Origin of the sequence: Buttiauxella sp. WJP83 (assembly GCF_027594725.1) — a bacterium.
In the GTDB taxonomy this organism is placed as follows: Bacteria; Pseudomonadota; Gammaproteobacteria; order Enterobacterales; family Enterobacteriaceae; genus Buttiauxella; species Buttiauxella selenatireducens.
The window spans coordinates 729,605-756,134 of record NZ_CP110080.1 but is presented as its reverse complement, the minus strand read 5'-3'; the positions used below and the strand labels follow the sequence as shown (position 1 = coordinate 756,134).

The following is a 26,530-nucleotide window of genomic DNA, read 5'->3' as shown; positions in this document are numbered from 1 at the left end:
GGTTCAAATGTCGCGCAATGAGTAAAATGTCAGCTCCGGCGTAACTGATTTAACTGCTTCGTATGCCAGTATCCTAATAATAAAACGCTCGTCAAAGCCCCCAGCAGTGCGCAGAACATATCTGATTGCGTATCCCACGGGTCACCTTGAGTCCCCAAAAAATCATCCGCACCCTGCCCCAATCCCAGCGCCGTCCACCATTCAATCAGCTCATACATCGCGCTAATTGCCAGTGCGACGCAGCAGACCAGGAAAGCGACCATTTTGCGCCCCTGAACATAGCCGCCACGAATCAGTATTTCCCGCGCGGCGAGTGCCGGAACCAGCCCCTGGAAGTAATGCCCTAGCTTATCGTAAGGGTTGCGGCTCAGGCCAAACCACTCCTGCACATCAAAGCCAATAGGCACTTTTGCATAGGTATACAAACCGCCAACCATCAAAATAATCGCGTGAGCGAAAATCAACGTATAAAGAAGCGGGGTCAGCGGGTAACGCGAATGGGTAGCTAAAAGCAGTGGGATGATAATGACCACCGGCAGCACTTCCATCAACCAGGTTACCCTGTCGTGGGTTTGGCTTCCCGTATAGGCAAGAATCAACAAAAGAATACCTGCGCCGAGCAGAATTAAGCGAGTGGAAAATCGAATGGTCATGTCATTGGCCGTGTAGCTAAAAACGCTACTATCGGATGGATATGGAGGAAATTCAATGCAGGAAACACACTATCAGACAGAGGACCCCGAACGGGGTCCTCATGCAACAAATTAGTAAAGCAGTCGAGCGCGGATAGTGCCAGGAATCGCTTTCATTGATTTCAGCGCAGCCTCAGCAACATCTTCTTCAGCATCTACATCAATCACCACATAACCCATTTTCGGCGTCGTTTGCAGGTACTGTGCGGCGATGTTGATGCCTTGATCGGCAAAAATCTGGTTCAGTGCGGTCAAAATACCCGGGCGGTTTTCGTGAATATGCAATAAACGGCTGGTGCTTCCGCCGTGTAACGGCAGAGAAACCTCAGGGAAGTTTACCGCAGACAAGGTAGAACCGTTGTCGGAATATTTCGCTAGCTTGCCAGCCACTTCCAGGCCGATGTTTTCCTGCGCTTCCTGAGTTGAGCCGCCAATGTGCGGAGTCAGGATCACGTTATCGAACTCGCACAGTGGCGAAGTGAATGGATCGCTGTTGGTTGCAGGCTCGGTTGGGAAGACGTCGATAGCTGCACCTGCCAGATGTTTACGCGCCAGTGAATCACACAGAGCAGGAATATCTACAACTGTACCGCGTGCACAGTTGATCAGTAACGCACCCGGTTTCATCAATGCCAGTTCATTTGCACCAATCATGTTCTTGGTCGATGCGTTTTCAGGCACATGCAAACTCACCACATCGCTCATATTGAGCAAGTCAGAGAGGTGTTGAACCTGGGTTGCGTTGCCCAGCGTCAGTTTGTTCTCGATATCGTAGAAATAGACGTGCATCCCCAGCGCTTCAGCCAGAATACCCAACTGAGTCCCGATATGACCGTAGCCAATAATGCCCAATTTTTTACCGCGCGCTTCGTAAGAGCCTACCGCCAACTTATTCCAGACACCACGGTGTGCTTTGGCATTTGCTTCTGGAACGCCACGCAGCAGTAACAGCAGTTGGCCGATAACCAATTCCGCTACAGAACGCGTGTTCGAGAACGGGGCATTAAATACCGGTACGCCACGTGTCGCGGCAGCATCCAGATCGACCTGGTTAGTACCAATACAGAAACAGCCCACGGCCACCAGCTTTTCAGCCACTGCCAGAACATCTTCAGTTAAGTTAGTACGGGAACGCAGACCGATGAAATGCGCATCACGGATCGACTCTTTCAGGGCATCGCTGTCCAGCGCGCCTTTATGGTATTCGATGTTGGTATAGCCTGCCGCGCGTAGGTTATCCACGGCTTTCTGGTGTACGCCTTCCACCAGCAGGAATTTAATCTTGTCTTTATCCAGTGATACTTTTGCCATTTCCCGACCCTATTTTTAGTACTGATGTTGTGCTGTGTGATAAGACACCCTTCAGTCAAAATATCAAAAATTACGGGCGGGGCAATATAAACGATTGCGCAGTCTGCTAAGCAAAAAAGGAATAAGAGGCGGTAGGCAGCACAAAATACTGAACAGGAGAGAGAACCAGGAACGAATAACAGGCAGTTGGTAATAATGTGACATATGTCACCAAATTTACCGTTAGATTATTTTGTCTTTTTTTATGTGGTTATGGGGCGCATGAAACGCCCCACTCGATCATTTCACAATGGTTTTCACGCCATCGGCAGTACCAATCAACGCAACATCAGCGCCACGGTTAGCAAACAGTCCAACGGTGACTACGCCCGGCAAGCCGTTAATCGCATTTTCCAGCGCGATTGGCTCAACGATGCTGAGGCCGTAAACATCGAGAATGATGTTGCCGTTATCCGTTACCACACCCTGACGGTATTCAGGGCGACCGCCCAGTTTAACCAGTTCACGGGCCACGCAACTGCGTGCCATTGGGATCACTTCAACAGGCAATGGGAAATTGCCCAGGATACCCACCTGCTTGGACGCATCTGCGATACAAATAAACTTTTCCGCGACAGACGCAATGATCTTTTCGCGGGTGAGTGCTGCACCGCCGCCTTTGATCATTTGCATCTGGCCGTTGATCTCATCGGCACCATCGACATAGATCCCGAGGCTATCGACTTCGTTGAGATCGAAAACCGTGATACCAAGGCTTTTCAGTTTAGCGGTGGAAGCGTCGGAGCTAGAAACGGCACCTTCAATCTGGTGTTTGATCGTGCCAAGAGCATCAATAAAGTGTGCGGCGGTTGAGCCGGTACCCACACCAACGATGGTGCCTGGTTGCACGTATTGTAATGCTGCCCAGCCGACTGCTTTTTTCAGTTCATCCTGCGTCATGGTTATTTGCCTGTGCTGTGAAAACTGACGCGCATTATAGAGCAAGCAGGCAAAAAATGTCCCACGAATGGCGCAGAACTCGGACGAACTTTGCTGATTTGGTCTGGATCAGCGTCAAATTTATGTCATAGTGCAGCCATAACAAAAATAGGAGTTAGCAAACAACAATGAAACGCCCGGACTATAGAACGCTACAGGCGTTGGATGCAGTGATTCGTGAACGAGGGTTTGAGCGCGCAGCGCAAAAACTCTGTATTACTCAATCCGCAGTCTCGCAACGAATCAAGCAACTGGAAAATATGTTCGGCCAGCCATTGTTAGTGCGCACTGTTCCCCCTCGTCCAACCGAGCAGGGGCAAAAGTTACTGGCATTATTGCGTCAGGTCGAACTGCTTGAAGAAGAGTGGTTGGGTGATGAACAAACCGGTTCTACGCCGCTGTTGTTATCGCTTGCGGTCAACGCCGACAGTCTGGCAACCTGGTTGCTGCCAGCTTTAGCGCCTGTTCTGGCCGACTCACCTATTCGTTTGAATCTTCAGGTTGAAGATGAAACCCGAACTCAGGAACGTCTGCGTCGCGGTGAAGTGGTCGGCGCGGTATCCATTCAGCCGCAGCCATTACCAAGTTGCCTGGTCGATAGACTGGGTGCGCTGGATTATCTGTTTGTCGGTTCGAAAGATTTTGCGGCCCGTTATTTCCCCAATGGCGTCACGCGTTCCGCATTGCTGAAAGCACCTGCCGTGGCGTTTGACCATCTCGACGACATGCACCAGGCGTTCTTGCAGCAAAACTTCGATTTATCGCCAGGTAGCGTTCCGTGCCACATCGTTAACTCATCAGAAGCGTTTGTACAATTAGCGCGTCAGGGAACCACCTGTTGCATGATCCCGCATCTGCAAATAGAAAGAGAGCTGAAAAGCGGTGAGTTGATCGACCTGACACCGGGCTTAATGCAGCGCCGTATGTTGTACTGGCACCGTTTTGCGCCAGAAAGCCGAATGATGCGAAATGTCACAGACGCGCTGCTGGAGTATGGGCATCGGGTGTTGCGACAGGATGCTGAATAAAAAAAGGCCGCTCATTTATAGCGACCTTTTTGTTATATCGGGTGGATAAATTTTGCGTTATCCACCTCAGATATCAATCATTTATTGAGCAGCCGGAGCCGCTGCACTTCCCAGTTCAAACACCACATCAACCTGGTCATCAAACTGAATCGTCTGCTGATCGTAGGTATCCTGAGCTGAAACCGGCGGCGCTGCATCAGCTTTCATCATGCGTACCATCGGCGCAGGTTGATAGTTAGAGACGTGATAACGCACGCTATAGACCGGACCCAACTTGCTGTTAAAGCCTTCAGCTAACAGCTTCGCCTGACGGCTGGCATCATCGATAGCCGCTTTACGCGCTTTATCTTTGTATTGCTCAGGGTTTGCTACGCCAAGCGATACCGAACGAATTTCGTTAAGACCCGCTTTTAGCGCGCCATCGAGCAACTCATTCATTTTGTCGAGTTGACGAAGTGTGACATCGACCTGACGTACAGCACGATAGCCTTTCAGCTGTGTTTTGCCGTCTTTCAGGTATTCATATTCTGGTTGAGTGCGTAAGTTGGCGGCGTTGATGTCTTTCTTCTCAACACCACTTTTCTGCAAGAATGTCAGATACTGTGCAACACGGTCGTCAGCCTGTTTTTTAGCCGATGCCGCATCTTTAGCTGACACATTGACTTCGATAGCAAGCGTAGCAATGTCAGGAACAGCATCCACGCTTGCGGTGCCGGATGTCACGATATGTGGGCCATTTGGCAGTTCACCAGCCATTGCTGAAACAGAACCTAATCCCACTAAAGCGGCTAATGCCAGGGTTTTAAACTTCACTGTATTTCCTCCATGCTACATTCCACTGTCATTACGTCCGTAGTTTACACGGACGCCAGGCAGCAAGCTTAGCGTGTAATGGTAACTTGTCTATCGGATTAAGGCGAATTAACCCATCAGAGAGGAAATATGGCGAACACCATCGTGAGCCAGCTGAAAGGCGATAAACCACATCACCAGGCCGACAACCCCATTAATAATGCGCTGCGCTTTAGCGGTACGCAGACGTGGCGCAAGCCAGGCGGCGAGAAGTGCAAGGCCATAGAACCAGAGGATCGACGCACTTACGGTGCCTAACGCAAACCAGCGCTTGGGTTCATCAGCCAATTGCCCGCCAAGACTGCCCAACACCACAAAGGTATCCAGATAAACATGCGGGTTTAGCCAGGTGACTGCCAGCACGGTCGCGACAATTTTCCAGCGCCCTTGCTTCAGAACCTCCGCTGATGCTAGTTCCACGCTACTACTCAAAGCGGTGCGCAATGCCCCCCAACCGTACCAAAGCAAAAACGCCACGCCACCCCAGGTCACAATGGCCAGCAGCCAGGGCGATTGCATCAGCAGCGCACTACCGCCAAAGATCCCACCACAAATCAGCAGTAAATCACTGATGGCACAAAGCGAGGCAATCATCAGATGGTATTGGCGACGAATTCCCTGATTCAGGACAAAAGCGTTTTGCGGTCCGAGTGGCAAAATTAATGCGGCACCCAATGTAAGACCTTGAAAAAAATAAGATAACACGATGATTCACTCTTCAATATTTAGCCATTTGAGAAGAGTGTAGTGGGGAAAAATTATTAGAGGAAATGGATAATTTTAATGGTTTATAAGTGTTGCTAATAAAACCAAGGCCAGCCGAAACTGGCCCTGAAAAATCACTCTTGCGCAGGCTGTTGTTTAACTCGTTTGAAATTCACATCCATCTGCGGATGCGGGATCCCAATATCGTTGGCATCCAACGCTTTTTTAATGCGTTCCAGCACATCCCAATAGACATCCTGCAAATCGGCGCTATTGCTCCAGGCACGCACCACGAAGTTAATCGATGACGGCCCCAGTTCATTGAGGCGAACCGTAATGTCACGGTCTTTCAGTACTCGCTCATCACTGGTGATGATGTCGGTTAAAATCTGCTTAACCTTGTCGATATCTGAATCGTATGCCACGCCGATAATAAATTCGTTACGGCGTATCGGTTCGCGGGAGAAGTTAATAATATTTCCGGCGATGATTTTACCGTTTGGCACGACGACAATTTTGCCATCCAGAGTGCGTAACGTAGTGGAGAAGATCTGCACATTCAGAACTGAACCCGCAATTCCTCCAAGATCGACATATTCCCCCGCACGGAATGGACGGAAAGTCACAAGCAGTACGCCTGCCGCCAGGTTCGAGAGCGAACCTTGCAGCGCCAGACCGATGGCCAAGCCAGCGGCACCCAGAACGGCAATGACTGACGCCGTTTGTACGCCCACGCGTCCCAATGCGGCAATCAAGGTGAAGGCGATAATGCCATAACGCACCAGAGCAGAAAGGAAATCAGCCACAGTGGCATCAATATTACGCGCGACCATCACACGGTTGATGGCGTTGGACACAATACGGGCCACGATCATCCCGACGATAATAATCGCAATCGCCGCCACAATATTGACCGCATAACTCAGCAGCAAAGCCTGGTTGCGCACCAGCCAGCCTCCGGCATTATTAATACTGTCTACTACGTTGAGATCTTCCATTCACCGTTCCTTATGCTTACCCAATATTCGCCCAAAGGGGCAAAAGAACCTTCTCAAAAGAGAAAGTCATGTTGCTAAAGCGTAAACAAAAAGTGTGAGCTGTGCCAGAAAGTATAAAAAAGACCGCTGGTTACAGCGGTCTGGGCAGATAAAGAATGAATTAAATCGAATGCGTGAAGGTACGCGAAATAACATCCTGCTGCTGCTCGCGCGTTAAAGCATTAAAGCGCACCGCGTAACCGGAAACACGGATGGTTAGCGTCGGATAATTTTCCGGATGTTCGATGGCATCCATCAGCATTTCACGGTTCATCACATTCACGTTCAGATGCTGCCCCCCTTCGGTTTTCACATCGTGATGGAAATAACCATCCAGCAGACCCACCAGGTTCAACTGGCGTACCGCATCATCTCGCCCCAGTGCCGCAGGCACAATTGAGAAGGTGTAAGAGATGCCATCCTTCGCATAGCTAAACGGAAGTTTAGCCACGGAGGTTAATGACGCAACTGCACCTTTACGATCCCTTCCGTGCATAGGATTCGCGCCTGGAGCAAATGGCGTTCCGCCACGACGGCCATCAGGTGTGTTACCTGTTTTTTGGCCGTACACGACGTTTGAAGTGATCGTCAGGATCGATTGCGTCGGCACTGCGTTACGATACGTTGGCAGCGCCTGGATCTTTTTCATAAAGCGCTCAACCAGATCGCAGGCAATGGCATCAACACGATCGTCATTGTTGCCATACTGCGGATACTCACCTTCAATCACGAAATCAACCGCCAGCCCGCTATGGTCACGCACCGGTTTCACCGTGGCGTATTTAATGGCGGAAAGCGAATCCACCGCGACTGACAAACCGGCAATACCACACGCCATGGTGCGATAAACATCCCTGTCGTGCAGAGCCATCAGCGATGCTTCGTAGCTATATTTGTCATGCATGTAGTGGATAAGGTTGAGCGCGGTCACGTACTGCGTGGCCAGCCAGTCCATAAAGTGATCCAGACTGCTCATCACCTTGTCATAGTCCAGCACATCATCCAGAAGCATCGGCATTTTCGGCCCTACCTGGATTTTTAGCTTTTCATCCATACCGCCGTTGATGCAATACAGAAGGGTTTTTGCCAGGTTGGCACGCGCCCCAAAGAACTGCATCTGTTTACCTATCACCATTGGGCTGACGCAGCAGGCAATGGCGTAGTCATCACTGTCAAAATCACAACGCATCAGGTCGTCGTTTTCGTACTGTAATGACGAGGTTTCAATAGAAACTTTGGCCGCATAGACTTTGAATGGCTTCGGTAACGCTTCGGACCACAAGATAGTCAGATTCGGTTCTGGCGCAGGCCCCATGGTGTAGAGAGTGTTCAAATAACGATACGCATTTTTGGTGACCAGCGTACGTCCATCAAGCCCCATACCGCCAATAACTTCAGTCGCCCAAATCGGGTCGCCTGAGAACAAAGAGTCAAATTCCGGTGTGCGCAGGAAACGCACCATACGGATCTTCATGATGAAATGATCGACTAGCTCTTGCGCCTCAAGCTCTGTCAGCAAGCCCGCTTTGAGATCGCGTTCGATATAAATATCGATAAAGGTGGTCGTACGTCCCAGTGACATCGCCCCGCCATTTTGCGATTTCACTGCGGCCAGGTAGGCAAAATAGAGCCACTGTAATGCTTCCTGTGCATTGCTCGCCGGCCGCGAAATATCAAAGCCATAATTTGCCGCCATCTCCTGAATTTGCAGCAAGGCACGGCGATGCTCCGATAACTCCTCACGCAGGCGGATGACATCCTCAAGCTTTTCACCCCGCTCGAGCTGATTCTGCAGGTCAGCAAACTGCAATTCACGTTCCCGCACTAAATACGCAATGCCATACAGCGCCACGCGGCGATAGTCGCCAATGATGCGGCCACGTCCATAACCATCAGGCAAGCCTGTCAACACGCCTGATTTGCGGCAACGCAAAATATCCGGTGAGTAAACGTCAAAGACGCCTTGATTATGCGTCTTACGCAGCGAAGTAAACTGGTATTCGAAATCAGGGTCCATTTCACGACCATAAGCTTCAAACGAGCTTTTGATCATGTTGATGCCGCCATACGGATGCAGAGCGCGTTTGAGCGGCTTGTCGGTTTGCAATCCTACGATTTTTTCATGCTCTTTAACGATATAACCGGGAGCATGTGCAGTAATTGTCGTGGCAATATTGGTATCGAAATCGACGGGTGCGTGGGTGGCATTTTCAATGCGAATACCCTCCATCACTTTTTCCCACAGCGCGGTGGTCGCAGGCGTTGCTCCCGCTAAGAATGATTCATCACCTTCATACGGCGTATAGTTCTGCTGAATAAAATCCCGAACATTAATTTTGTTTTTCCATTCTACGCCTGAGAATTGTTGCCAGGCATGGGAATAATTATCGTTGGTAATATAAACATCCACATTCATTACTTCATTCCTTTAAAGCACATTATTAATATATAACCTTTAGATTTCGAGTTGCAGGTAGGCGGCAAGTGAGCAAATTCCCAGTCACTTACTAAAGTAAGTGACTGGGGTTTGTGAGTGCAGCCAACACCCCTGCAACTTGAAAGATGAGGGGTATATCAGGCGTATTCAGCGAGATGGCATTCTCTACCTAAATGCAGAGCGTCAAGCGCTATCATTTTTTCTTCGTTAGTCGGAATTACCGCACAAACAATGGGTGAGAAGTCACTGGAAATAATTCGCTGTCCTATTCTATTAGGTTGGTTATTTCTCTCAATATCTAACTCAATACCAAAAACGCGTAAACGTTCTGCCACCAGGCGACGAATAAGTATTGAGTTCTCACCGATACCGCCGGTAAAAATAACGCCATCAAAACGAGTTAACGAAGCGGCATGTGCCCCTATAGTTCGGGCTATTCGATGGACAAACGTTCTAATGGCTAATTGCGCGCGCACATCGCCGTTATGCCAGGCTTTTTCCAGAGTTCGTAAATCTGAAGATATTCCTGAAAGCCCCAATAGCCCGGATTCTTTATTGACGACTTGTTCCAGGTCATCCATTGATTGCTCAGTTTGGCGGGCAAGCCAGGCCATTGCGCCAAAGTCCACATCACCGCAACGCGTGCCCATGATCAGCCCTTCGAGCGGCGTCATCCCCATCGAGGTATCGACACTTTCGCCATTTTGCACCGCGCAGACCGAAGCCCCATTTCCTAAGTGAGCAATCACCAACCCCGAGTTTGCTGATTCCAGACCGGGTAACTCGCGTGCTTGCTGAGAAATATAGCGATGCGACGTACCATGGAACCCATAACGGCGCACACCGTATTCTTCAAAGTAGCGATACGGTAAACCGTACAGATAAGCTTCAGGCTTCAGGGTCTGATGGAAACTGGTATCGAATACCGCGACCTGTGGAATACCCGGGAAACGAAGCCGCGCTGATTCCACACCATGTAAATTGGCATAATTGTGTAACGGAGCCAAAGGTGAAACCTGACGAATTTGTTCTATAACCTCGTCGGTAATTAATACTGACTCACTAAATAAAGATCCGCCGTGGGCAATACGGTGGCCAACAAAAGCGACGCTATCGATTAAGTTCCGAATCTCCAGTTCAGCCGCTATTGCAGATAATGCTTCTTCATAATTCTGGTGAGCCAGAATAACGGGCTCTCCATCATTGACGGTTAAAAATGCTTTCTCAGTATTAATACCTTCACAAATTCCAGATAAAAGTACATCGCAAGTTTCTGCATCTAACACTGAAAACTTAACCGAAGAAGAACCGCAGTTAATCGTCAACACTACTGGGTAATCATTCATCTTTAAATTCCACTCATCCTGAGTTTATCCGTCATACTTCAAGCTGCATGCGCGTAGGCTACGTTCATGCAACTCGAATTATTTTTGATATGAATTGTAAATAACTAGAGCAGCTTGTAGACAATATTAAGAATGGTCAGCAAACCAATGACGGTGACGAAAATGTTTTCTGTTTTTCCTTTATATTTTGCGAGTGCAGGTGTTTTACGAATGGCATACATCGGCAACAAACAAAGCAGTGATGCGATAATCGGTGCACCCATCGCTTCGATTAAATCAAGGATGTTCGGGTTCGCGTAAGCGACAACCCAGGTTGAACCCATGATGAAAATCATGCTGATAAGGTTGAGGCGACCACCAGAAACTTTCGTTTTATCACCTTTGTAACCGAACTTGAGGATCAGACCGTTCAGCCCTTCCAGCGTACCGAGGTAGTGACCGAAGAAGGATTTGAAGATGGCCACCAGCGCAATAATCGACGCGCCATATTCGAGCGAGGTTGCGAAGGTCGATTTTGTACCCGTCATCGATGAGAAGTGGTTCGCAAGGTATGAAAGCACCGGAATGTTTTGTGCTTTCGCTTCAGCCATATTCTGTGGTGACAGCGTGAACAGGCAACTGAAGGCAAAGAACATGACAACGGCAACCATCAGCATACTGGCGCGGGAGATGATTTTGGAGCATTTGTCTTCGGTGTATTCACGGCCAAACTCACTCTCATACTCTTCACGTTTGGAAACCACGAATGAGGAGACAATCGGTGAGAAGTTAAAGGAGAAGACCATGATGGAAATGCCCAGCCACACGGTCACCAGAATGCCATCGCTTCCGGTAAACGAAATATCACTGAGGCTGGCTTGATCGATAACCGCAGAGTTCCAGTAAGGGATCAGCGATACGGAAATCAAGACCAGGCAGGCGATAAATGGGAACACCAGATAGCTCATGACCTTGACCATAAGATCTTTGCCAAAGTAGATAACAAAAGCCATCAACAGCAGCAGGAACAACGCCACTACACCACGGTTAAGCGGCATAAGCTGGAGCTGATTTTCCCAGAACGTCATGAACGTATTAGTTATCGTGACGCCGTAAATCCATAACAACGGGCAGATGGCGAAAAAGTACAGGAAGGTAATCACCACACCGCCGGTTTTACCAAAATGCTCTTCTACCGTTTCAGTGATATTTCCTGAAGGATTGCTGCCGGAAAGACACAGACGAGCAAGCGCACGGTGGCAGTAGAATGCTATCGGAAAGGCAAGGAACAACATGATGAGAATTGGAATTAAACCGCCATAACCTGCACGAATAGGGAAAAATAAAACCCCAGCACCGATAGCCGTTCCAAATAGACCTAATGTCCATGTGGTATCAGATTTTCGCCATTGCGATGTAACTTTTTGACCAATAACAGTGGTATCTACATTACTCATGATTAAATTCCTTAAGTAATTTTATATTCTAAATAATTCGAGTTGCAGGACGGCGGCAAAGAAGATGATCCCCAGAAACTGACTAAAGTGAGTTCCTGGGATGAGCGAGAGCAGCCAACGCACATGAAACTTGAAGCATGCGAATATATCAAATATCTGCTGAGCCTGTAATCTGCGAAACGCGAGAAAGGTCGATATTTCCACCAGAGATAAGGCTAACTGTTTTACGCCCTTTAATATAATGGTCTAATTTACCGCTTAATAATGCTGCAGTGGCTAATGCACCCGCACCTTCTGTGACGACTTTATTACGTTGAATTAATGCAACCATACTATTTCTAATGTCATCTTCACTAACCAAAATAATATCAGTGACTAATTTCTTGACAATTTCAAAGGTGATACGACCCGGACGGGAGACATCACAACCATCAGCTAAAGTACCTGATGTACGATGTGACGTTAATTCGCCTTTATAGAATGACGCCGCCATGCCATGGACGTTTTCTGCCTGAACACCGATGATATTGATGGTCGGGTTGATGGATTTAATCGCCAACGCAATGCCTGCAATTAATCCGCCGCCGCCAATGGGCACAATCACGTTATCGACGTCGTATAAATCTTCAAGTATTTCCAGTCCAATCGTCCCCTGGCCTGCAATCACTTTTTCATCATCATACGGGGGAATAAAGATGCGCCCTTCCATTTCAACGATTTCGCTCACTTTAGCGATGGTGTCGTTGAAGTTATCGCCGTGCATCACAACCTGTGCAGAGTAGTCAGATGTGGCGGCTACTTTAGATTTAGGTGCGCCATTCGGCATAACCACTTTGCCATTAATTCCCAGGATGGCACAGGATAATGAAACCCCCTGCGCGTGGTTACCTGCAGAACACGCCACAACGCCTTTGCTTTTTTCTTCTTCGGTTAACGAGCTGAGCTTATTAAAAGCACCGCGTATTTTAAATGAACCTGTACGCTGCATGTTTTCAAACTTTAAAAATATTTCGCCTTTGCAGCATTCGCTAAGATAGTTAGAGCGCGGCATTCCTGTTTTATAGATATAACCAGTCAGTCTTTTTTTTGCTTCAAGTACATCAATAATAGTGACAGGAAGTTCATAGTCGATATGCATGTTGACCTCAACATTTAAAAACAAAAATAGGGGTAGTGACAATATTATTAAATTATCACCTGAAATTATTTATAGAGTTCGTTATCAACTACTGAATTGAATTAAGCAACTTCAGTTAATTGATTAAATTGGAATCTGCTACGTAATGAATGTTTTTTTGCAAGCTCGACTAATGTTGCTGCTGATTGATTAATGCTATAGTTTTTAGACCACACGGCAGCATAGCGAGCGATAGGTAATTTATCTTCAACGGGGACTTTAATAAATAAGTTGGACCCAAAAGGTGAAATCATGTCTCGTGGAATAACAGTCAGAAAATCGGCATTCAATACGAGATTATAAATGGTGACGACTGAATCTGTTTTAACAATGTTTTCGCTTTTAATATTATTTTTTTGTAGCGTGGTGAGAAGCTCACTGTAATATCCCATTTCCGTTTGCGGTAACACCCATTGCTCTTGAGCCAGCTCACTGAGTGTTTTCGTCCCTTGAATCGCCCGTGTTCGGTTTGCTACCAGAATAAACTCCGACTCAAACAGCGGTTCGATATGCAAATCCTGTAGCAGCATTTCATCGCTCAATGTGCCAATGGCAAAATCCAGACGACCATCACGGATAGCAGGTAAGAAAGAGGATAATTGGGCTTCGAACATCGAAACCTGTGCCTGCGGGAAAACCTCTTTAAACTCTTTCATCATCCCTGGCAAAAAAGTAAAACCAATCAAAGAAGGGTAACCGAACGATACGTCGACCACGCTGTTACCTACCATTCGATTCATTTCGCTACACAGGTTTTTCAGTTCACGTGTGATGGATTCTGAGTAAGTCAGTAGCACTTTTCCCGCTTCAGTTAATATTACACCGGTGTTTTTTCTGATGATCAGTTCTAAGCCAAAATAGGCTTCCATATCACTGATAATTTTGCTGACAGCAGGCTGAGTCAGACTAAGTTGTTTTGCAGCAGAACCAAATGAACCACTCCTTACCACTTCCTGAAAGACAAGCAACTGTTGTGTTTTAGGTAATGTATTATTGTCCATGAAGTTCTGCACCCAATTAATGTTCCATGCAGCAGATCATAACGAATTGCACTGTAGATGTTATGTGGCTTGACTCACAAATACTCGACTCACAGTTGCACGCAAAGCAAACAATCAAAAAATACCATTTAAAAACATGTAGTTATAAAATCACTATTTGCCTTTAACATGATGAATATCAACCTTGTATGCCCTAATAAAATTAAGTTATGGAGATAATTTAAACATATAAGCTTAATTAAGGCGCTGTTTATGCTGTTTTTTACAATAGCAAGAGAAGATTTATCTTAGGCTAACTTCAATATATTAAAATAATTTTGTTGTTTTTAAAAATTAATTAATACAAAAATCATAACTATTTATTTAAATAGTTATGTATAAGATTTGATCGATGAAATAATAAAAATGAATCCGCTTAAATATTTCAATAATAATTGTTGAGATAAAAACGATTGCCCTCTCAACATTGCAAAAAAAAGCCCGCACGAGGCGGGCTTGATTCAAGCATTTACTGCTTCAAATTACAGAACGTCGACTGCGTTCAGTTCTTTGAAAGCCTGCTCCAGACGAGTAATCATAGAAGTCTGTGCAGAACGCAGCCATACGCGTGGATCGTAGTATTTCTTGTTCGGCTGGTCTTCACCTTTAGGGTTACCCAACTGGCCTTGCAGATAAGCTTCGTTAGCTTTGTAGTAGTTCAGAATACCTTCCCATGTAGCCCACTGGGTGTCGGTATCGATGTTCATTTTGATAACACCGTAGCTCACGGAATCTTTGATTTCTTGAGCAGTTGAACCGGAACCACCGTGGAACACGAAGTTCAGGGAGTTGTGCGGCAGGTTGTGTTTCTTAGAAACATAGTCCTGAGAATCACGCAGGATAGTTGGGGTCAGAACCACGTTACCTGGTTTGTAAACACCGTGTACGTTACCGAAAGAAGCAGCGATGGTGAAACGCGGGCTGATTGCATTCAGTTTGGTGTAAGCGTAATCAACGTCTTCTGGCTGAGTGTACAGAGCAGAAGCGTCCATATGGCTATTGTCTACGCCATCTTCTTCGCCGCCGGTGCAACCCAGTTCGATTTCCAGGGTCATGCCGATTTTGGACATACGAGCCAGATATTTAGAGCTGATCTCGATGTTTTCTTCCAGAGACTCTTCAGACAGGTCAATCATGTGAGAAGAGAACAGTGGTTTGCCGGTAGCTGCGAAGTGTTTTTCACCCGCGTCTAACAGGCCATCGATCCACGGCAGCAGTTTCTTAGCGCAGTGGTCAGTGTGCAGGATGACTGGCACGCCGTAATGTTCTGCCATCTGATGAACATGGTGTGCGCCAGAGATAGCACCCAGGATTGCAGCACCCTGAGGAACGTCAGATTTAACGCCTTTACCCGCGATGAATGCAGCGCCACCGTTAGAGAACTGAACGATAACGGGGGCTTTAACTTTTGCAGCGGTTTCCAGCACGGCGTTGATAGAGTCGGTGCCTACACAGTTAACTGCTGGCAGAGCAAAGTTGTTCTCTTTTGCAATCTGGAAAACTTTCTGTACGTCATCACCAGTGATCACACCTGGTTTTACGAAATCAAAAATCTTAGACATGTTTGTTGTCCTGTATCATCGGCCGTTAGAAAAAACGTTTGTGCCACCTAAGACTTCATGGCGGCAAAAATTCAACGGGCAGGATAACCTGCCCGTAATCATTACTTCTTAGCGCGCTCTTCGAGCATTGCTACTGCTGGCAGAACTTTGCCTTCCACGAACTCGAGGAATGCGCCGCCACCAGTGGAGATGTAGGAAATTTTGTCTGCAATACCGAACAGATCGATAGCTGCCAGAGTGTCACCGCCGCCTGCGATAGAGAACGCTTCGCTGTCTGCGATGGCGTTAGCAACGATTTCAGTCCCTTTACGGAAGTTAGGGAATTCGAACACACCAACCGGGCCGTTCCACAGAATGGTTTTTGCATTCTTCAGGATTTCAGCCAGTTGCTGTGCAGATGCATCACCGATATCCAGAATCTGCTCATCCGCTTTCACGTCGTTTACAGATTTCAGGGTTGCTGCTGCGGACTCAGAGAACTCAGTCGCTACGCGTACGTCAGCAGGAACTGGGATATCACAAGTGGTCAGCAGGCGTTTAGCTTCGTCAACCAGGTCTGCTTCGTACAGGGATTTACCGACGTTGTGGCCTTGAGCAGCAACAAAGGTGTTCGCGATGCCACCACCAACAATCAGCTGGTCAGCGATTTTGGACAGGGAATCCAGAACGGTCAGTTTGGTAGAAACTTTAGAACCGCCAACGATAGCAACCATTGGGCGAGCGGGTTCTTTCAGGGCTTTACCCAGCGCGTCTAACTCTTCAGCCAACAGTGGGCCTGCACAAGCGACGTCTGCGAATTTACCAATACCGTGAGTAGAAGCTTGCGCACGGTGAGCAGTACCGAAAGCATCCATTACGAACACGTCGCACAGTGCAGCGTATTTTTTAGACAGGGTCTCGTCGTCTTTCTTTTCGCCTTTGTTGAAGCGAACGTTTTCCAGAACAACCAGTTCACCCGCAGAAACTTCTACGCCGTCAAGATAGTCTTTAACCAGACGAACTGGAGCAGACAATTTGTCTTTCAGGTAGTTAACAACTGGCAGCAGAGAGAATTCTTCGTTGTACTCGCCTTCGGTCGGACGACCCAGGTGAGAAGTTACCATCACTTTTGCACCTTGTTTCAGTGCCAGCTCGATGGTTGGCAGGGAAGCACGGATACGCGCATCGCTGGTCACTTTACCATCTTTAACTGGTACGTTCAGATCGGCACGGATGAAAACGCGTTTACCAGCCAGATCCAGATCGGTCATCTTAATTACAGACATGGTGAATCCTCTCAATTGACTCTTAAAGTTTTGCAGACACTTTATGTGCCTTACCTGAAACCACTTGCAGCCATGACTAACGTCGTGTCGAGCATTCGGTTAGCAAAGCCCCATTCGTTATCACACCAGACTAAAGTTTTAATCAGATGTTGCCCACTGACCCGAGTTTGCGTGCCATCAACAATGGCACTATGCGGATCGTGGTTAAAATCAGTCGAGACCAACGGTAATTCCGTATAGTCAACTATACCATGAAATGAATCACGTGCTGCTTTTTGCAGCAACCGGTTGACTTCATTGGCATTGACGGCATTTTTTACTGTCACGCTTAAATCGATTGCCGTGACATTTATGGTCGGAACACGTACCGCAATCGCCTCAAATCGGTCGTTAAATTGCGGGAATATACGTGTAATACCAGCAGCAAGACGCGTATCGACAGGAATAATGGACTGGCTGGCGGCACGCGTGCGGCGCAAGTCCGGATGATAGGCGTCGATAACCTGTTGATCATGCATGGCAGAATGGATGGTGGTCACCGTACCCCACTCAATACCGTATGCATCATCAAGCAATTTGATAATGGGAATAATGCAGTTTGTGGTGCAGGAGGCATTAGAAACGATGCAATGTTCAGCAACCACACTTTCATGATTCACACCGAAAACAACGGTGGCGTCGAGGTCGTTACCACCGGGATGAGAGAAGAGGACTTTTTTGGCACCGGCAGCCAGATGCGCTTCACCGTCTGCACGGGAACCAAACACACCAGTACAATCCAGCACCACATCCACATCCAGCTCACGCCACGGTAAATGAGCAATTTCCGGTTCGTGCAAGATACGGATGGTGTCATCACCCACCCATAACTGGTTGCGTTCCTGACGAACGTCCCAGGCGAAACGGCCATGGCTGGTGTCATACTTCAACAGATGCGCCATACCCTCAGCATCAGCCAGTTCATTGATTGCTACGACGGTTATTTCCGCACGGCGACCGGATTCGTACAAAGCACGTACCACGTTGCGCCCAATGCGACCGAAGCCATTAATTGCTATGCGTACGGTCATATCTCTCCTGCCAGAATCCCTGAGACTAAGTGGCTGACAGAGTAATCCAGCAATCGTCTGAGGGGAATCCTCGCACTATCGAAACTGCAATTGTTTGCTTATTTGTCGAACATTTATTCGACTGAAACGCTTCAGCTATGGTAAGCGATACAGGGAATAAATGGAACGTTACCCCCACACAGGCAACTGAACTTCTGACACAGGTCACATTTTTGATGGAATAACTGCAACGAATTATAAGGGAAGGACGAATAGTAAACAGTGAAGAAGTTGAAAATTACGCTAAAGAAAAACGGGCCGCATGAGCGACCCGTTGGTTTTACCTGAAGCAATTACAGAACTGCTTTAGCCTGTTTCACCACGTTTTCAACGGTGAAGCCAAACTCTTCGAACAACTGCTCTGCAGGTGCTGACTCACCGAAGGTGGTCATGCCTACAACAGCACCGTTCAGGCCAACGTATTTGTACCAGTAGTCAGCGATGCTGGCTTCGATAGCAACACGGGCAGCAACCGCTTTCGGCAGAACCGCTTCACGGTAAGCCGCATCCTGCTTGTCGAATGCATCAGTAGACGGCATGGAAACCACGCGCGCTTTGATGCCTTCAGCAGTCAGTTGATCCCACGCTGCAACCGCCAGTTCAACTTCAGAACCGGTCGCAATCAGGATAAGCTCAGGCTGACCTGCACAATCTTTCAGGATGTATGCGCCACGAGCGATATCCGCCAGTTGCTGCTCAGTGCGATCCTGCTGTGCCAGGTTCTGACGCGAGAAGATCAGAGCGGTTGGGCCGTCATGACGTTCTACTGCGTATTTCCACGCAACCGCAGATTCAACCTGGTCACATGGGCGCCATGTGCTCATGTTTGGTGTCACGCGCAAGGCAGCCAATTGCTCAACCGGTTGGTGAGTTGGGCCATCTTCGCCCAGACCGATAGAGTCGTGGGTGTACACCATCACCTGGCGTTGCTTCATCAATGCTGCCATACGCACCGCGTTACGGGCATATTCAACAAACATCAGGAAGGTAGAGGTGTACGGCAGGAAACCACCGTGCAGCGCGATACCGTTAGCAATCGCCGTCATACCGAATTCACGTACACCGTAATGGATGTAGTTACCGGCCAAGTCTTCGTTAATGGCTTTAGAACCAGACCAGATAGTCAGGTTAGAAGGTGCCAGGTCAGCAGAACCGCCGAGGAATTCTGGCAGCAAGTGGCCGAATGCTTCGATGGTGTTCTGGGATGCTTTACGACTAGCGATTTTTGCAGGGTTAGCTTGCAGGTTCTTGATGAACTCTTGCGCTTTCGCCGCAAAATCAGCAGGCATATCGCCTTTCATACGACGGGTAAATTCTGCTGCTTCCTGTGGGAAGGCTTTTGCGTAAGCGGCGAACTTCTCGTTCCATGCCGCTTCTTTAGCCTGGCCTGCTTCACGCGCATCCCACTGAGCATAAATGTCTTGTGGAATTTCGAATGGAGCGTGTTTCCAGCCCAGTGCTTCACGAGTCAGAGCAATCTCTGCATCACCCAGTGGCGCGCCGTGGGAATCGTGGGTACCGGCTTTGTTTGGAGAACCGAAACCGATGATGGTTTTGCACATCAGCAGTGAAGGTTTGTCGGTAACTGCTTTGGCTTCTTCAACTGCGCGTTTGATAGCGTCAGCATCGTGGCCGTCAACGCCACGTACGACATGCCAGCCGTAAGCTTCGAAACGTTTAGCCGTATCGTCTGTGAACCAGCCTTCAACGTGGCCGTCGATAGAGATACCGTTGTCATCATAGAAAGCAACCAGTTTACCCAGACCCAGCGTACCCGCCAGAGAGCAAACTTCATGGGAAATGCCTTCCATCATGCAGCCATCACCCAGGAATGTGTAGGTGAAGTGGTCAACGATATCGTGGCCTGGACGGTTGAATTGTGCCGCCATGGTGCGTTCTGCAATTGCCATACCGACTGCGTTCGCAACACCCTGACCCAGTGGGCCGGTGGTGGTTTCTACACCTGCGGTGTAGCCCACTTCCGGGTGACCCGGAGTTTTGGAATGCAGCTGACGGAAGTTTTTCAGTTCTTCAATCGGCAGGTCATAACCTGTGAGGTGCAACAGGCTGTAAATCAGCATTGAACCATGGCCGTTAGAAAGAACGAAACGGTCGCGGTCAGCCCATGCAGGGTTCTGCGGGTTATGGTTCAGGAAATCGCGCCACAGGACTTCGGCAATGTCGGCCATACCCATAGGGGCACCCGGGTGACCGGATTTGGCTTTTTGTACTGCGTCCATGCTGAGTGCACGAATAGCATTGGCAAGCTCTTTACGAGAGGACATTTTGACTCCAGATCGGATGGTTGAAGGTCAGGCCTTGACTACTATGCGTAATGGGCTACGCCCAAAAAATTGCCATCAATGTACCGCAAGCCGTGTGCCATGTACATGGAGCATCCTTTTGTCCGGTTAAGAAATCTCTGGAACCTGCTCGCAAGTTGCGCAAGTAGCTGCGCGAGTCTGGCTAACTTCTTTATACTAAAGAAACTAGCCCGTTTTGTGTGGCTAAAACATTTCTGAGCAGTTGTCATTTATTAAGGATATCGGCATGAAAATGCGCCCAATTTTACTGAGCCTGAGCGTTGCTGCCCTACTGAGCGGTTGCCAGAATATGGATTCCAGTGGCCTGCTGGCTTCCGGTGCGGAAGCATTTCAGGCGTACACATTAAGTGATGCTCAAGTCAAAGCGCTGAGCGATAAATCCTGCGCCGAGCTGGATAGCAAAGCGCAGATTGCGCCAGCCAACAGCGTATACACGCAGCGCTTGAATAAAATAGCCTCAGCGCTGGGCGACAACATCAACGGTATGCCGGTGAACTACAAGGTTTACGTCACCAAAGACGTGAACGCCTTTGCGATGGCCAACGGCTGTATTCGTGTATACAGCGGCCTGATGGACATGATGAACGATAACGAAGTCGAAGCAGTTATCGGCCACGAAATGGGCCACGTTGCACTGGGCCACGTGAAGAAAGGGATGCAAGTGGCGTTAGGCACGAATGCCGCGCGTGTTGCAGCCGCTTCAGCGGGAGGTGTGGTGGGTAGTTTGTCACAGTCACAGTTGGGCGATTTAGGTGAAAAACTGGTGAATGCACAGTTCTCCCAGCGCCAGGAGTCTGAAGCCGATGACTACTCGTATGATTTACTGAAAAAACGTGGGATTAACCCAATCGGTCTGGCAACCAGCTTTGAGAAATTAGCCAAAGAGGAAGAGGGTCGCCAAAGCTCAATGCTTGACGACCACCCGGCTTCTGCTGAACGCGCGCAGCATATTCGCGATCGTATGGCAGCAGATGGCTTGAAATAACCATACCCTCACTCCAACCCTCTCCCTCAGGGAGAGGGTGCAAAACAAGGATGCCGTAGCTCGATTACTCGCCTTTTTTAGCGGCCTGAATGTACAGCATTTCCAGCGCTAACGTTGCACCTGCCAACGCCGTAATTTCAGACTGGTCGTAAGCTGGAGCCACTTCCACAACATCCATACCGACGATGTTGAGATCTTTCAAACCACGAACCAGCTTCAGCGCACGGTCAGTTGTCAGACCACCAATGACCGGAGTTCCGGTACCTGGTGCGAAAGCAGGATCAATACAGTCGATGTCAAATGTCAGGTAAACCGGCATATCCCCAACAATCTGCTTCACCTGCGCCAGCACGTCGTCAACGGTACGGTCATTCACCTGACCCGCGTCCAGCACGGTAAAACCGTTGTCTTTGTCGAACTCGGTACGAATACCAATCTGCACAGAATGGTTAGGGTCAATCAGACCTTCATTTGGCGCGGTGTAGAACATGGTGCCGTGGTCGAACTCGCAGCCGTTCGCGTAGGTGTCAGTGTGCGCATCAAAATGTACCAGTGCCATTTTGCCAAAGTGCTTAGCGTGAGCACGCAGCAGCGGCAGAGTCACGAAGTGGTCACCACCGAAGGAGAGCATACGTTTTCCGGCAGCCAGCAGTTTTTCTGCGTGAGCTTGCAGACGTTCGCTCATATCACGCGCGTCACCAAAGGCGTACACCAGGTCGCCACAGTCAACAACGTTCAGGCGCTCACGCATGTCGAAGTTCCACGGGAAGCGGTTGCCTTCCCATGCCAGGTTGGTAGAAACCTGGCGAATAGCCGCAGGGCCGTGGCGTCCACCCGCACGACCAGACGTTGCCGCGTCAAAAGGAACGCCAGTAATAACCCAATCAGCATCACTGTCATAGGGCATGAAGTTCAGCGGAAAACGTAAAAAACCGAAGGCATTGGATACCAGGGAATTGTCGTACTGATGGCCTAATGTGCTCATTACCTGACCTCATGTGATGTAGGTGAATAGTTGAATTTATGTCAAAAAAAAGTCCCTTCCGCGTCGTTAAACCCGACGAGGAAGGGACTGTATTCATTCAGACTGCTTGTTGGCGCGAATTATCGCCGTAATTTCGCTCGGGTTCAATAGTGCGTAATTTATACATTCATTAGCGCCCTCACCCCGACCCTTTCCCCCGGGAGAGGGAGAAAACCATGCTGTCCCCTCTCCCTCGGAAAAGCAATAACGCCGATCGATCCCCTCTCCCTCAGGGAGAGGGCTAGGGTGAGGGGGTTTATTCGTCTTCTAAATAAGTATAGCCGTACAAACCCGCCTCAAACTCTTCAAGGAACTGCTGCTGTAAGCCAGCATCCAGATCGGTCTGTTTCACCTGATCGCGGAAATGAGTCAGCAGCGTGTTCGGGTCGAGCTGTACATACTGGAGCATATCCGCAACGGTATCGCCTTCATCAGAAAGCTCAACTTCCACGCTACCGTCAGGGAAGACAAACACATCAACCGCTTCAGTATCGCCGAACAGGTTGTGCATGTTACCCAGAATTTCCTGATAAGCACCCACCATAAAGAAGCCCAGCAGAGGCGGGTTTTCCGCATCGTATTCTGGCATTGGCATGGTGGTCGCAATACCGTCACCGTCGATATAGTGATCGATAGCACCGTCGGAATCACAAGTGATATCCAGCAACACTGCGCGACGCTCAGGGATCTGGTTCAGCCCTTCCAGCGGCAGTACCGGGAACAACTGGTCGATACCCCATGCATCCGGCATTGACTGGAACAGCGAGAAGTTGACGTAAATCTTATCCGCCATACGTTCTTGCAGTTCGTCGATAATCGGGCGATGCGCGCGGTTACTTGGATCCAGCAGGCGCTGAATTTCATGGCACATGCTCAGATAAAGCTGCTCGGCCCAGGCACGTTCCTGCAACGAGAAGCTCCCTGCCGAGTAGCCGGTGTGGATGTCATGCAGATCGTTCTGGCTGTCGTGCAGCCATTCACGCAACGAGCGACGGTTATTCGGCTCGTGCATTTCGCCCCAGGTTTCCCACATGCTTTGCAGCGCGCGCGATGCGTCTTCAGCAGGAGCCGTTGGCGTGGTGTATTCGTTACGTTCAACACCGATGATGTTAGACACTAACACCGTATGGTGCGCGGTCACCGCACGGCCAGACTCGGTGATTACCGTTGGGTGCGGCAAGCCGTTTTCTTCACATGCGTCGCCAATCGCCCAGATGATGTTGTTAGCATATTCATTCAGACCATAGTTGACTGAACAATCGGACTGAGAACGCGTCCCTTCGTAATCAACACCCAGACCGCCGCCCACATCGAAGCACTCAATGTTGACGCCCATCTTATGCAATTCAACGTAGAAACGAGCTGATTCACGCACACCAGTGGCGATGTCTCGAATGTTCGCCATTTGCGAACCGAGGTGGAAGTGCAGCAATTGCAGGCTGTCGATACGGCCCGCTTCACGCAACATTTCAACCAGTTGCAGAACCTGCGTCGCCGCCAGACCAAATTTGGATTTCTCGCCGCCAGAAGACTGCCATTTGCCGGAACCTTGCGACGCCAGACGCGCACGCACACCCAGGCGCGGCACCACATTCAGACGCTCGGCTTCTTCCAGCACGATGCGAATTTCTGACATCTTCTCGATGACCAGATAAACTTTGTGGCCCATCTTCTCGCCGATCAACGCCAGGCGGATGTATTCACGGTCTTTATAGCCGTTACACACGATAACTGAACGCGTCATGCCCGCATGCGCTAACACAGCCATCAATTCAGCTTTAGAACCGGCTTCAAGACCCAGCGGTTCGCCAGAATGAATCAACGATTCAATGACGCGGCGGTGCTGGTTCACCTTGATTGGGTAAACGAGGAAGTAGTCACCGTTATAGCCGTAAGATTCACGAGCACGTTTGAACGCGGCGTTAATCGAACGCAGGCGATGCTGTAAAATCTGCGGGAAACAGAACAGTGCAGGCAAACGCTGCCCCTGCGCTTCACGGGCTTTTACGAGTTCAGCGAGATCAACACGCGCTTCCGGGACATCGGGGTCCGGGCAAACGGTAATGTGACCGAGTTCGTTGACGTCGTAATAGTTATTGCCCCACCAGGCAATATTGTAAGTACGCAGCATTTTGCTGGCTTCCTGGGAGCTCATGGCAACCTCCTGCATGGAGCGGTGTACATCCTGCTCGCCCACTGACGAACCCGAAACAGAAGAGATTTTGTCAGACATGGCGAACCTCAAATTTATACAAATGTGCAAAACAGTTGACTACTATCGCAGGGGTATCCCGCAATAACAACCCATTAACAGCGCGTAGCGGCAGCATAAGACGCTGACAGACTAACTGTGCGACCGGTTTCTTTTTCATATCATTGTAAACACGTTACCGAACTCCGTTTAACGGGTCGGTGAAACCACGAGAATACTCCTGTCAAAGACAAGAGAGCCCTTGTTCAGTTATCACGGAGTGAGATGACCGGCCCGAGAGTCCTGAGAAGCGCCGAGATGGGTATAACATCGGCAGGGATAGATGCACGGAATGCAGGTTGCGAGGAGTAAATGCGCACCAGAACGGTGAGCCAGATTCTGCGAATTACAGCGGTTTTTCAATCCTGACACCTCCACGCATACCAGAAGCATGCGACAAGCCAAAGCTAAGAAATTTGCTCAACCCGGCTGGAAGTGGGCAACACGAAGAAATGTGTGCTTGTTGAATGAGCCGCGCGCGCCGCTTTATACCGACAACGGCTAAAAAATGCAAAACAAAAATCCCCACTTTGCGGCGCTGTCAGTAAAAATTTCCATGCCAGATTATCGGTAGAAACTTGCGAGCACAAAAATCACTGGTAATCTGATTAATGGATAACCTAGAATAGACGTCCAGATGTTAATCCATCTATACCGATTAACTGTTAGACTGCCTGAAATTAATCCTGTGGCTAGAACTCCAGATATCAGTACATCGCACTGATACGAGCGCCAATTAGCAGCAGTCTGCACTAACCTAATTCTCTTAGGGTGAATAAAACATGGCCAAACACCTCTTTACGTCCGAGTCTGTATCAGAAGGACATCCCGATAAAATCGCTGACCAAATCTCAGACGCGGTTCTTGATGCGATCCTCGAGCAGGATCCAAAAGCACGCGTAGCTTGCGAGACTTACGTTAAAACCGGCATGGTGCTGGTCGGTGGCGAAATCACCACCAGCGCATGGGTTGATATCGAAGAGATCACTCGTCAAACGATTCGCGAAATCGGTTATGTCCATTCTGATATGGGCTTTGATGCCAACTCTTGTGCTGTTCTGAGCGCAATCGGCAAACAGTCACCGGACATTAACCAGGGCGTTGACCGTACCGATCCACTGGAACAAGGTGCTGGCGACCAGGGTCTGATGTTTGGTTATGCAACCAACGAAACTGACGTGCTGATGCCTGCGCCAATCACTTACGCACACCGTCTGGTTCAACGCCAGGCTGAAGTCCGTAAGAATGGCTCACTGCCATGGCTGCGCCCGGACGCAAAAAGCCAGATCACTTTCCAGTACGACGACGGTAAAATCGTCGGTATTGACGCCGTGGTTCTGTCTACCCAGCACTCAGAAGACGTTGCGCTTAAAACACTGCAAGAAGCGGTGATGGAAGAGATCATCAAACCGGTTCTGCCAGCAGAATGGCTGAACGCTTCCACCAAATACCACATCAACCCGACTGGCCGTTTCGTTATCGGTGGCCCAATGGGTGACTGCGGTCTGACCGGTCGTAAAATTATCGTTGATACCTACGGCGGCATGGCGCGTCACGGTGGCGGTGCGTTCTCCGGTAAAGATCCTTCTAAAGTTGACCGTTCTGCAGCGTACGCGGCGCGTTATGTGGCGAAAAACATCGTTGCTGCGGGCCTGGCAGATCGTTGTGAAATCCAGGTTTCCTATGCCATCGGCGTGGCAGAACCGACTTCCATCATGGTTGAAACCTTCGGGACTGAGAAAATCTCTACCGAACAACTGACCCTGCTAGTGCGCGAGTTCTTCGACCTGCGTCCATACGGCCTGATTCAGATGCTGGATCTGCTGCACCCAATCTACAAAGAAACCGCGGCATACGGTCACTTTGGTCGCGAACATTTCCCTTGGGAAAAAACCGACAAAGCAGAATTGCTGCGTGAAGCTGCCGGTCTGAAATAACCTGCCTGTAGCTAAACTCTCAGGGCCAGCTTAA

General features: G+C 49.1%; 22 protein-coding genes. 3 read left to right on the top strand and 19 right to left on the bottom strand.

The window, feature by feature from the left end:
* Nucleotides 1–29: 29 nt before the first annotated feature.
* The 3 genes from OH773_RS03565 to rpiA all read right to left on the bottom strand — a co-directional run bounded on the left by OH773_RS03565 (nt 30) and on the right by rpiA (nt 2,942).
* Nucleotides 30–653, bottom strand: coding sequence for a DUF2238 domain-containing protein (locus tag OH773_RS03565; protein WP_270143083.1), 624 nt, complete (start codon nt 651–653; stop codon nt 30–32).
* Nucleotides 654–764: 111 nt separating this feature from the next.
* Nucleotides 765–2,003, bottom strand: coding sequence for a phosphoglycerate dehydrogenase (gene serA / locus OH773_RS03560; RefSeq protein ID WP_183270580.1), 1,239 nt, complete (start codon nt 2,001–2,003; stop codon nt 765–767).
* A 279-nt stretch (nt 2,004–2,282) separates the two neighbouring features.
* Entirely contained in the window at nt 2,283–2,942 is a 660-nt protein-coding gene (gene rpiA / locus OH773_RS03555) for a ribose-5-phosphate isomerase RpiA (protein ID WP_270143081.1), read from the bottom strand.
* A 167-nt stretch (nt 2,943–3,109) separates the two neighbouring features.
* Between rpiA and argP the strand changes: the two genes are divergently transcribed.
* On the top strand, nt 3,110–4,009 hold the full coding sequence (argP, locus tag OH773_RS03550) for a DNA-binding transcriptional regulator ArgP (RefSeq protein WP_270143079.1): 900 nt from the start codon (nt 3,110–3,112) through the stop codon (nt 4,007–4,009).
* A gap of 81 nt (nt 4,010–4,090) precedes the next feature.
* Here argP and OH773_RS03545 read toward each other — a convergent pair whose 3' ends face one another.
* The 12 genes from OH773_RS03545 to tkt all read right to left on the bottom strand — a co-directional run bounded on the left by OH773_RS03545 (nt 4,091) and on the right by tkt (nt 20,260).
* Nucleotides 4,091–4,822 (bottom strand): oxidative stress defense protein, encoded by a 732-nt coding sequence (locus tag OH773_RS03545; protein WP_270143077.1) that lies wholly within the window; start codon nt 4,820–4,822, stop codon nt 4,091–4,093.
* Between the two features lie 108 nt (nt 4,823–4,930).
* Nucleotides 4,931–5,566, bottom strand: a complete 636-nt coding sequence (gene argO / locus OH773_RS03540) for an arginine exporter ArgO (RefSeq protein ID WP_270143075.1) — start codon at nt 5,564–5,566, stop codon at nt 4,931–4,933.
* Nucleotides 5,567–5,700: 134 nt separating this feature from the next.
* The gene (gene mscS, locus OH773_RS03535) at nt 5,701–6,564 is read right to left on the bottom strand and encodes a small-conductance mechanosensitive channel MscS (RefSeq protein WP_270143073.1); all 864 of its coding nucleotides are present in this window, start codon (nt 6,562–6,564) and stop codon (nt 5,701–5,703) included.
* A 160-nt stretch (nt 6,565–6,724) separates the two neighbouring features.
* A complete protein-coding gene (gene pflB, locus OH773_RS03530; protein WP_270143071.1) occupies nt 6,725–9,019 on the bottom strand; it encodes a formate C-acetyltransferase in 2,295 nt (764 codons plus the stop codon).
* A 158-nt stretch (nt 9,020–9,177) separates the two neighbouring features.
* Nucleotides 9,178–10,386 carry a propionate kinase gene (tdcD, locus tag OH773_RS03525; RefSeq protein ID WP_270143069.1) on the bottom strand — a complete coding sequence of 403 codons (1,209 nt, stop codon included), beginning with the start codon at nt 10,384–10,386 and terminating at the stop codon, nt 9,178–9,180.
* Nucleotides 10,387–10,490: 104 nt separating this feature from the next.
* Entirely contained in the window at nt 10,491–11,822 is a 1,332-nt protein-coding gene (gene tdcC, locus OH773_RS03520; protein WP_270143066.1) for a threonine/serine transporter TdcC, read from the bottom strand.
* A gap of 148 nt (nt 11,823–11,970) precedes the next feature.
* Nucleotides 11,971–12,960 (bottom strand): bifunctional threonine ammonia-lyase/L-serine ammonia-lyase TdcB, encoded by a 990-nt coding sequence (tdcB, locus tag OH773_RS03515; RefSeq protein WP_183270872.1) that lies wholly within the window; start codon nt 12,958–12,960, stop codon nt 11,971–11,973.
* Nucleotides 12,961–13,061: 101 nt separating this feature from the next.
* On the bottom strand, nt 13,062–14,000 hold the full coding sequence (gene tdcA, locus OH773_RS03510; RefSeq protein ID WP_270143063.1) for a transcriptional regulator TdcA: 939 nt from the start codon (nt 13,998–14,000) through the stop codon (nt 13,062–13,064).
* 521 nt (nt 14,001–14,521) lie between these two features.
* Complete coding sequence (gene fbaA / locus OH773_RS03505; RefSeq protein ID WP_270143061.1) at nt 14,522–15,601, bottom strand: class II fructose-bisphosphate aldolase; 1,080 nt, start codon at nt 15,599–15,601, stop codon at nt 14,522–14,524.
* 101 nt (nt 15,602–15,702) lie between these two features.
* The gene (pgk, locus tag OH773_RS03500) at nt 15,703–16,866 is read right to left on the bottom strand and encodes a phosphoglycerate kinase (RefSeq protein WP_183270591.1); all 1,164 of its coding nucleotides are present in this window, start codon (nt 16,864–16,866) and stop codon (nt 15,703–15,705) included.
* A gap of 50 nt (nt 16,867–16,916) precedes the next feature.
* Nucleotides 16,917–17,936 (bottom strand): erythrose-4-phosphate dehydrogenase, encoded by a 1,020-nt coding sequence (gene epd, locus OH773_RS03495; RefSeq protein WP_183270592.1) that lies wholly within the window; start codon nt 17,934–17,936, stop codon nt 16,917–16,919.
* 332 nt (nt 17,937–18,268) lie between these two features.
* Nucleotides 18,269–20,260: a transketolase gene (gene tkt / locus OH773_RS03490; protein ID WP_270143058.1), complete on the bottom strand. Its 1,992-nt coding sequence runs from the start codon at nt 20,258–20,260 to the stop codon at nt 18,269–18,271.
* A 265-nt stretch (nt 20,261–20,525) separates the two neighbouring features.
* On the opposite strand from tkt, the gene OH773_RS03485 reads away from it, so the two are divergent.
* A complete protein-coding gene (locus OH773_RS03485) occupies nt 20,526–21,284 on the top strand; it encodes a M48 family metallopeptidase (protein ID WP_270143056.1) in 759 nt (252 codons plus the stop codon).
* Nucleotides 21,285–21,348: 64 nt separating this feature from the next.
* Here the strand turns inward: OH773_RS03485 and speB are convergent, their stop codons facing one another.
* From speB to OH773_RS22395, 4 genes are all read right to left on the bottom strand, one after another.
* Nucleotides 21,349–22,269 carry an agmatinase gene (gene speB / locus OH773_RS03480; protein ID WP_270143054.1) on the bottom strand — a complete coding sequence of 307 codons (921 nt, stop codon included), beginning with the start codon at nt 22,267–22,269 and terminating at the stop codon, nt 21,349–21,351.
* 295 nt (nt 22,270–22,564) lie between these two features.
* Nucleotides 22,565–24,541 (bottom strand): biosynthetic arginine decarboxylase, encoded by a 1,977-nt coding sequence (gene speA / locus OH773_RS03475; RefSeq protein ID WP_270143052.1) that lies wholly within the window; start codon nt 24,539–24,541, stop codon nt 22,565–22,567.
* Nucleotides 24,534–24,638, bottom strand: a complete 105-nt coding sequence (locus tag OH773_RS03470; protein ID WP_442865669.1) for an acid stress response protein YqgB — start codon at nt 24,636–24,638, stop codon at nt 24,534–24,536. Before OH773_RS03470 ends, speA begins: the two co-directional genes overlap by 8 nt.
* 134 nt (nt 24,639–24,772) lie before the next feature.
* Nucleotides 24,773–24,952, bottom strand: coding sequence for a hypothetical protein (locus tag OH773_RS22395; RefSeq protein WP_442865644.1), 180 nt, complete (start codon nt 24,950–24,952; stop codon nt 24,773–24,775).
* 389 nt (nt 24,953–25,341) lie between these two features.
* On the opposite strand from OH773_RS22395, the gene metK reads away from it, so the two are divergent.
* Nucleotides 25,342–26,496 (top strand): methionine adenosyltransferase, encoded by a 1,155-nt coding sequence (metK, locus tag OH773_RS03465; RefSeq protein ID WP_270143047.1) that lies wholly within the window; start codon nt 25,342–25,344, stop codon nt 26,494–26,496.
* Nucleotides 26,497–26,530 lie beyond the last annotated feature (34 nt).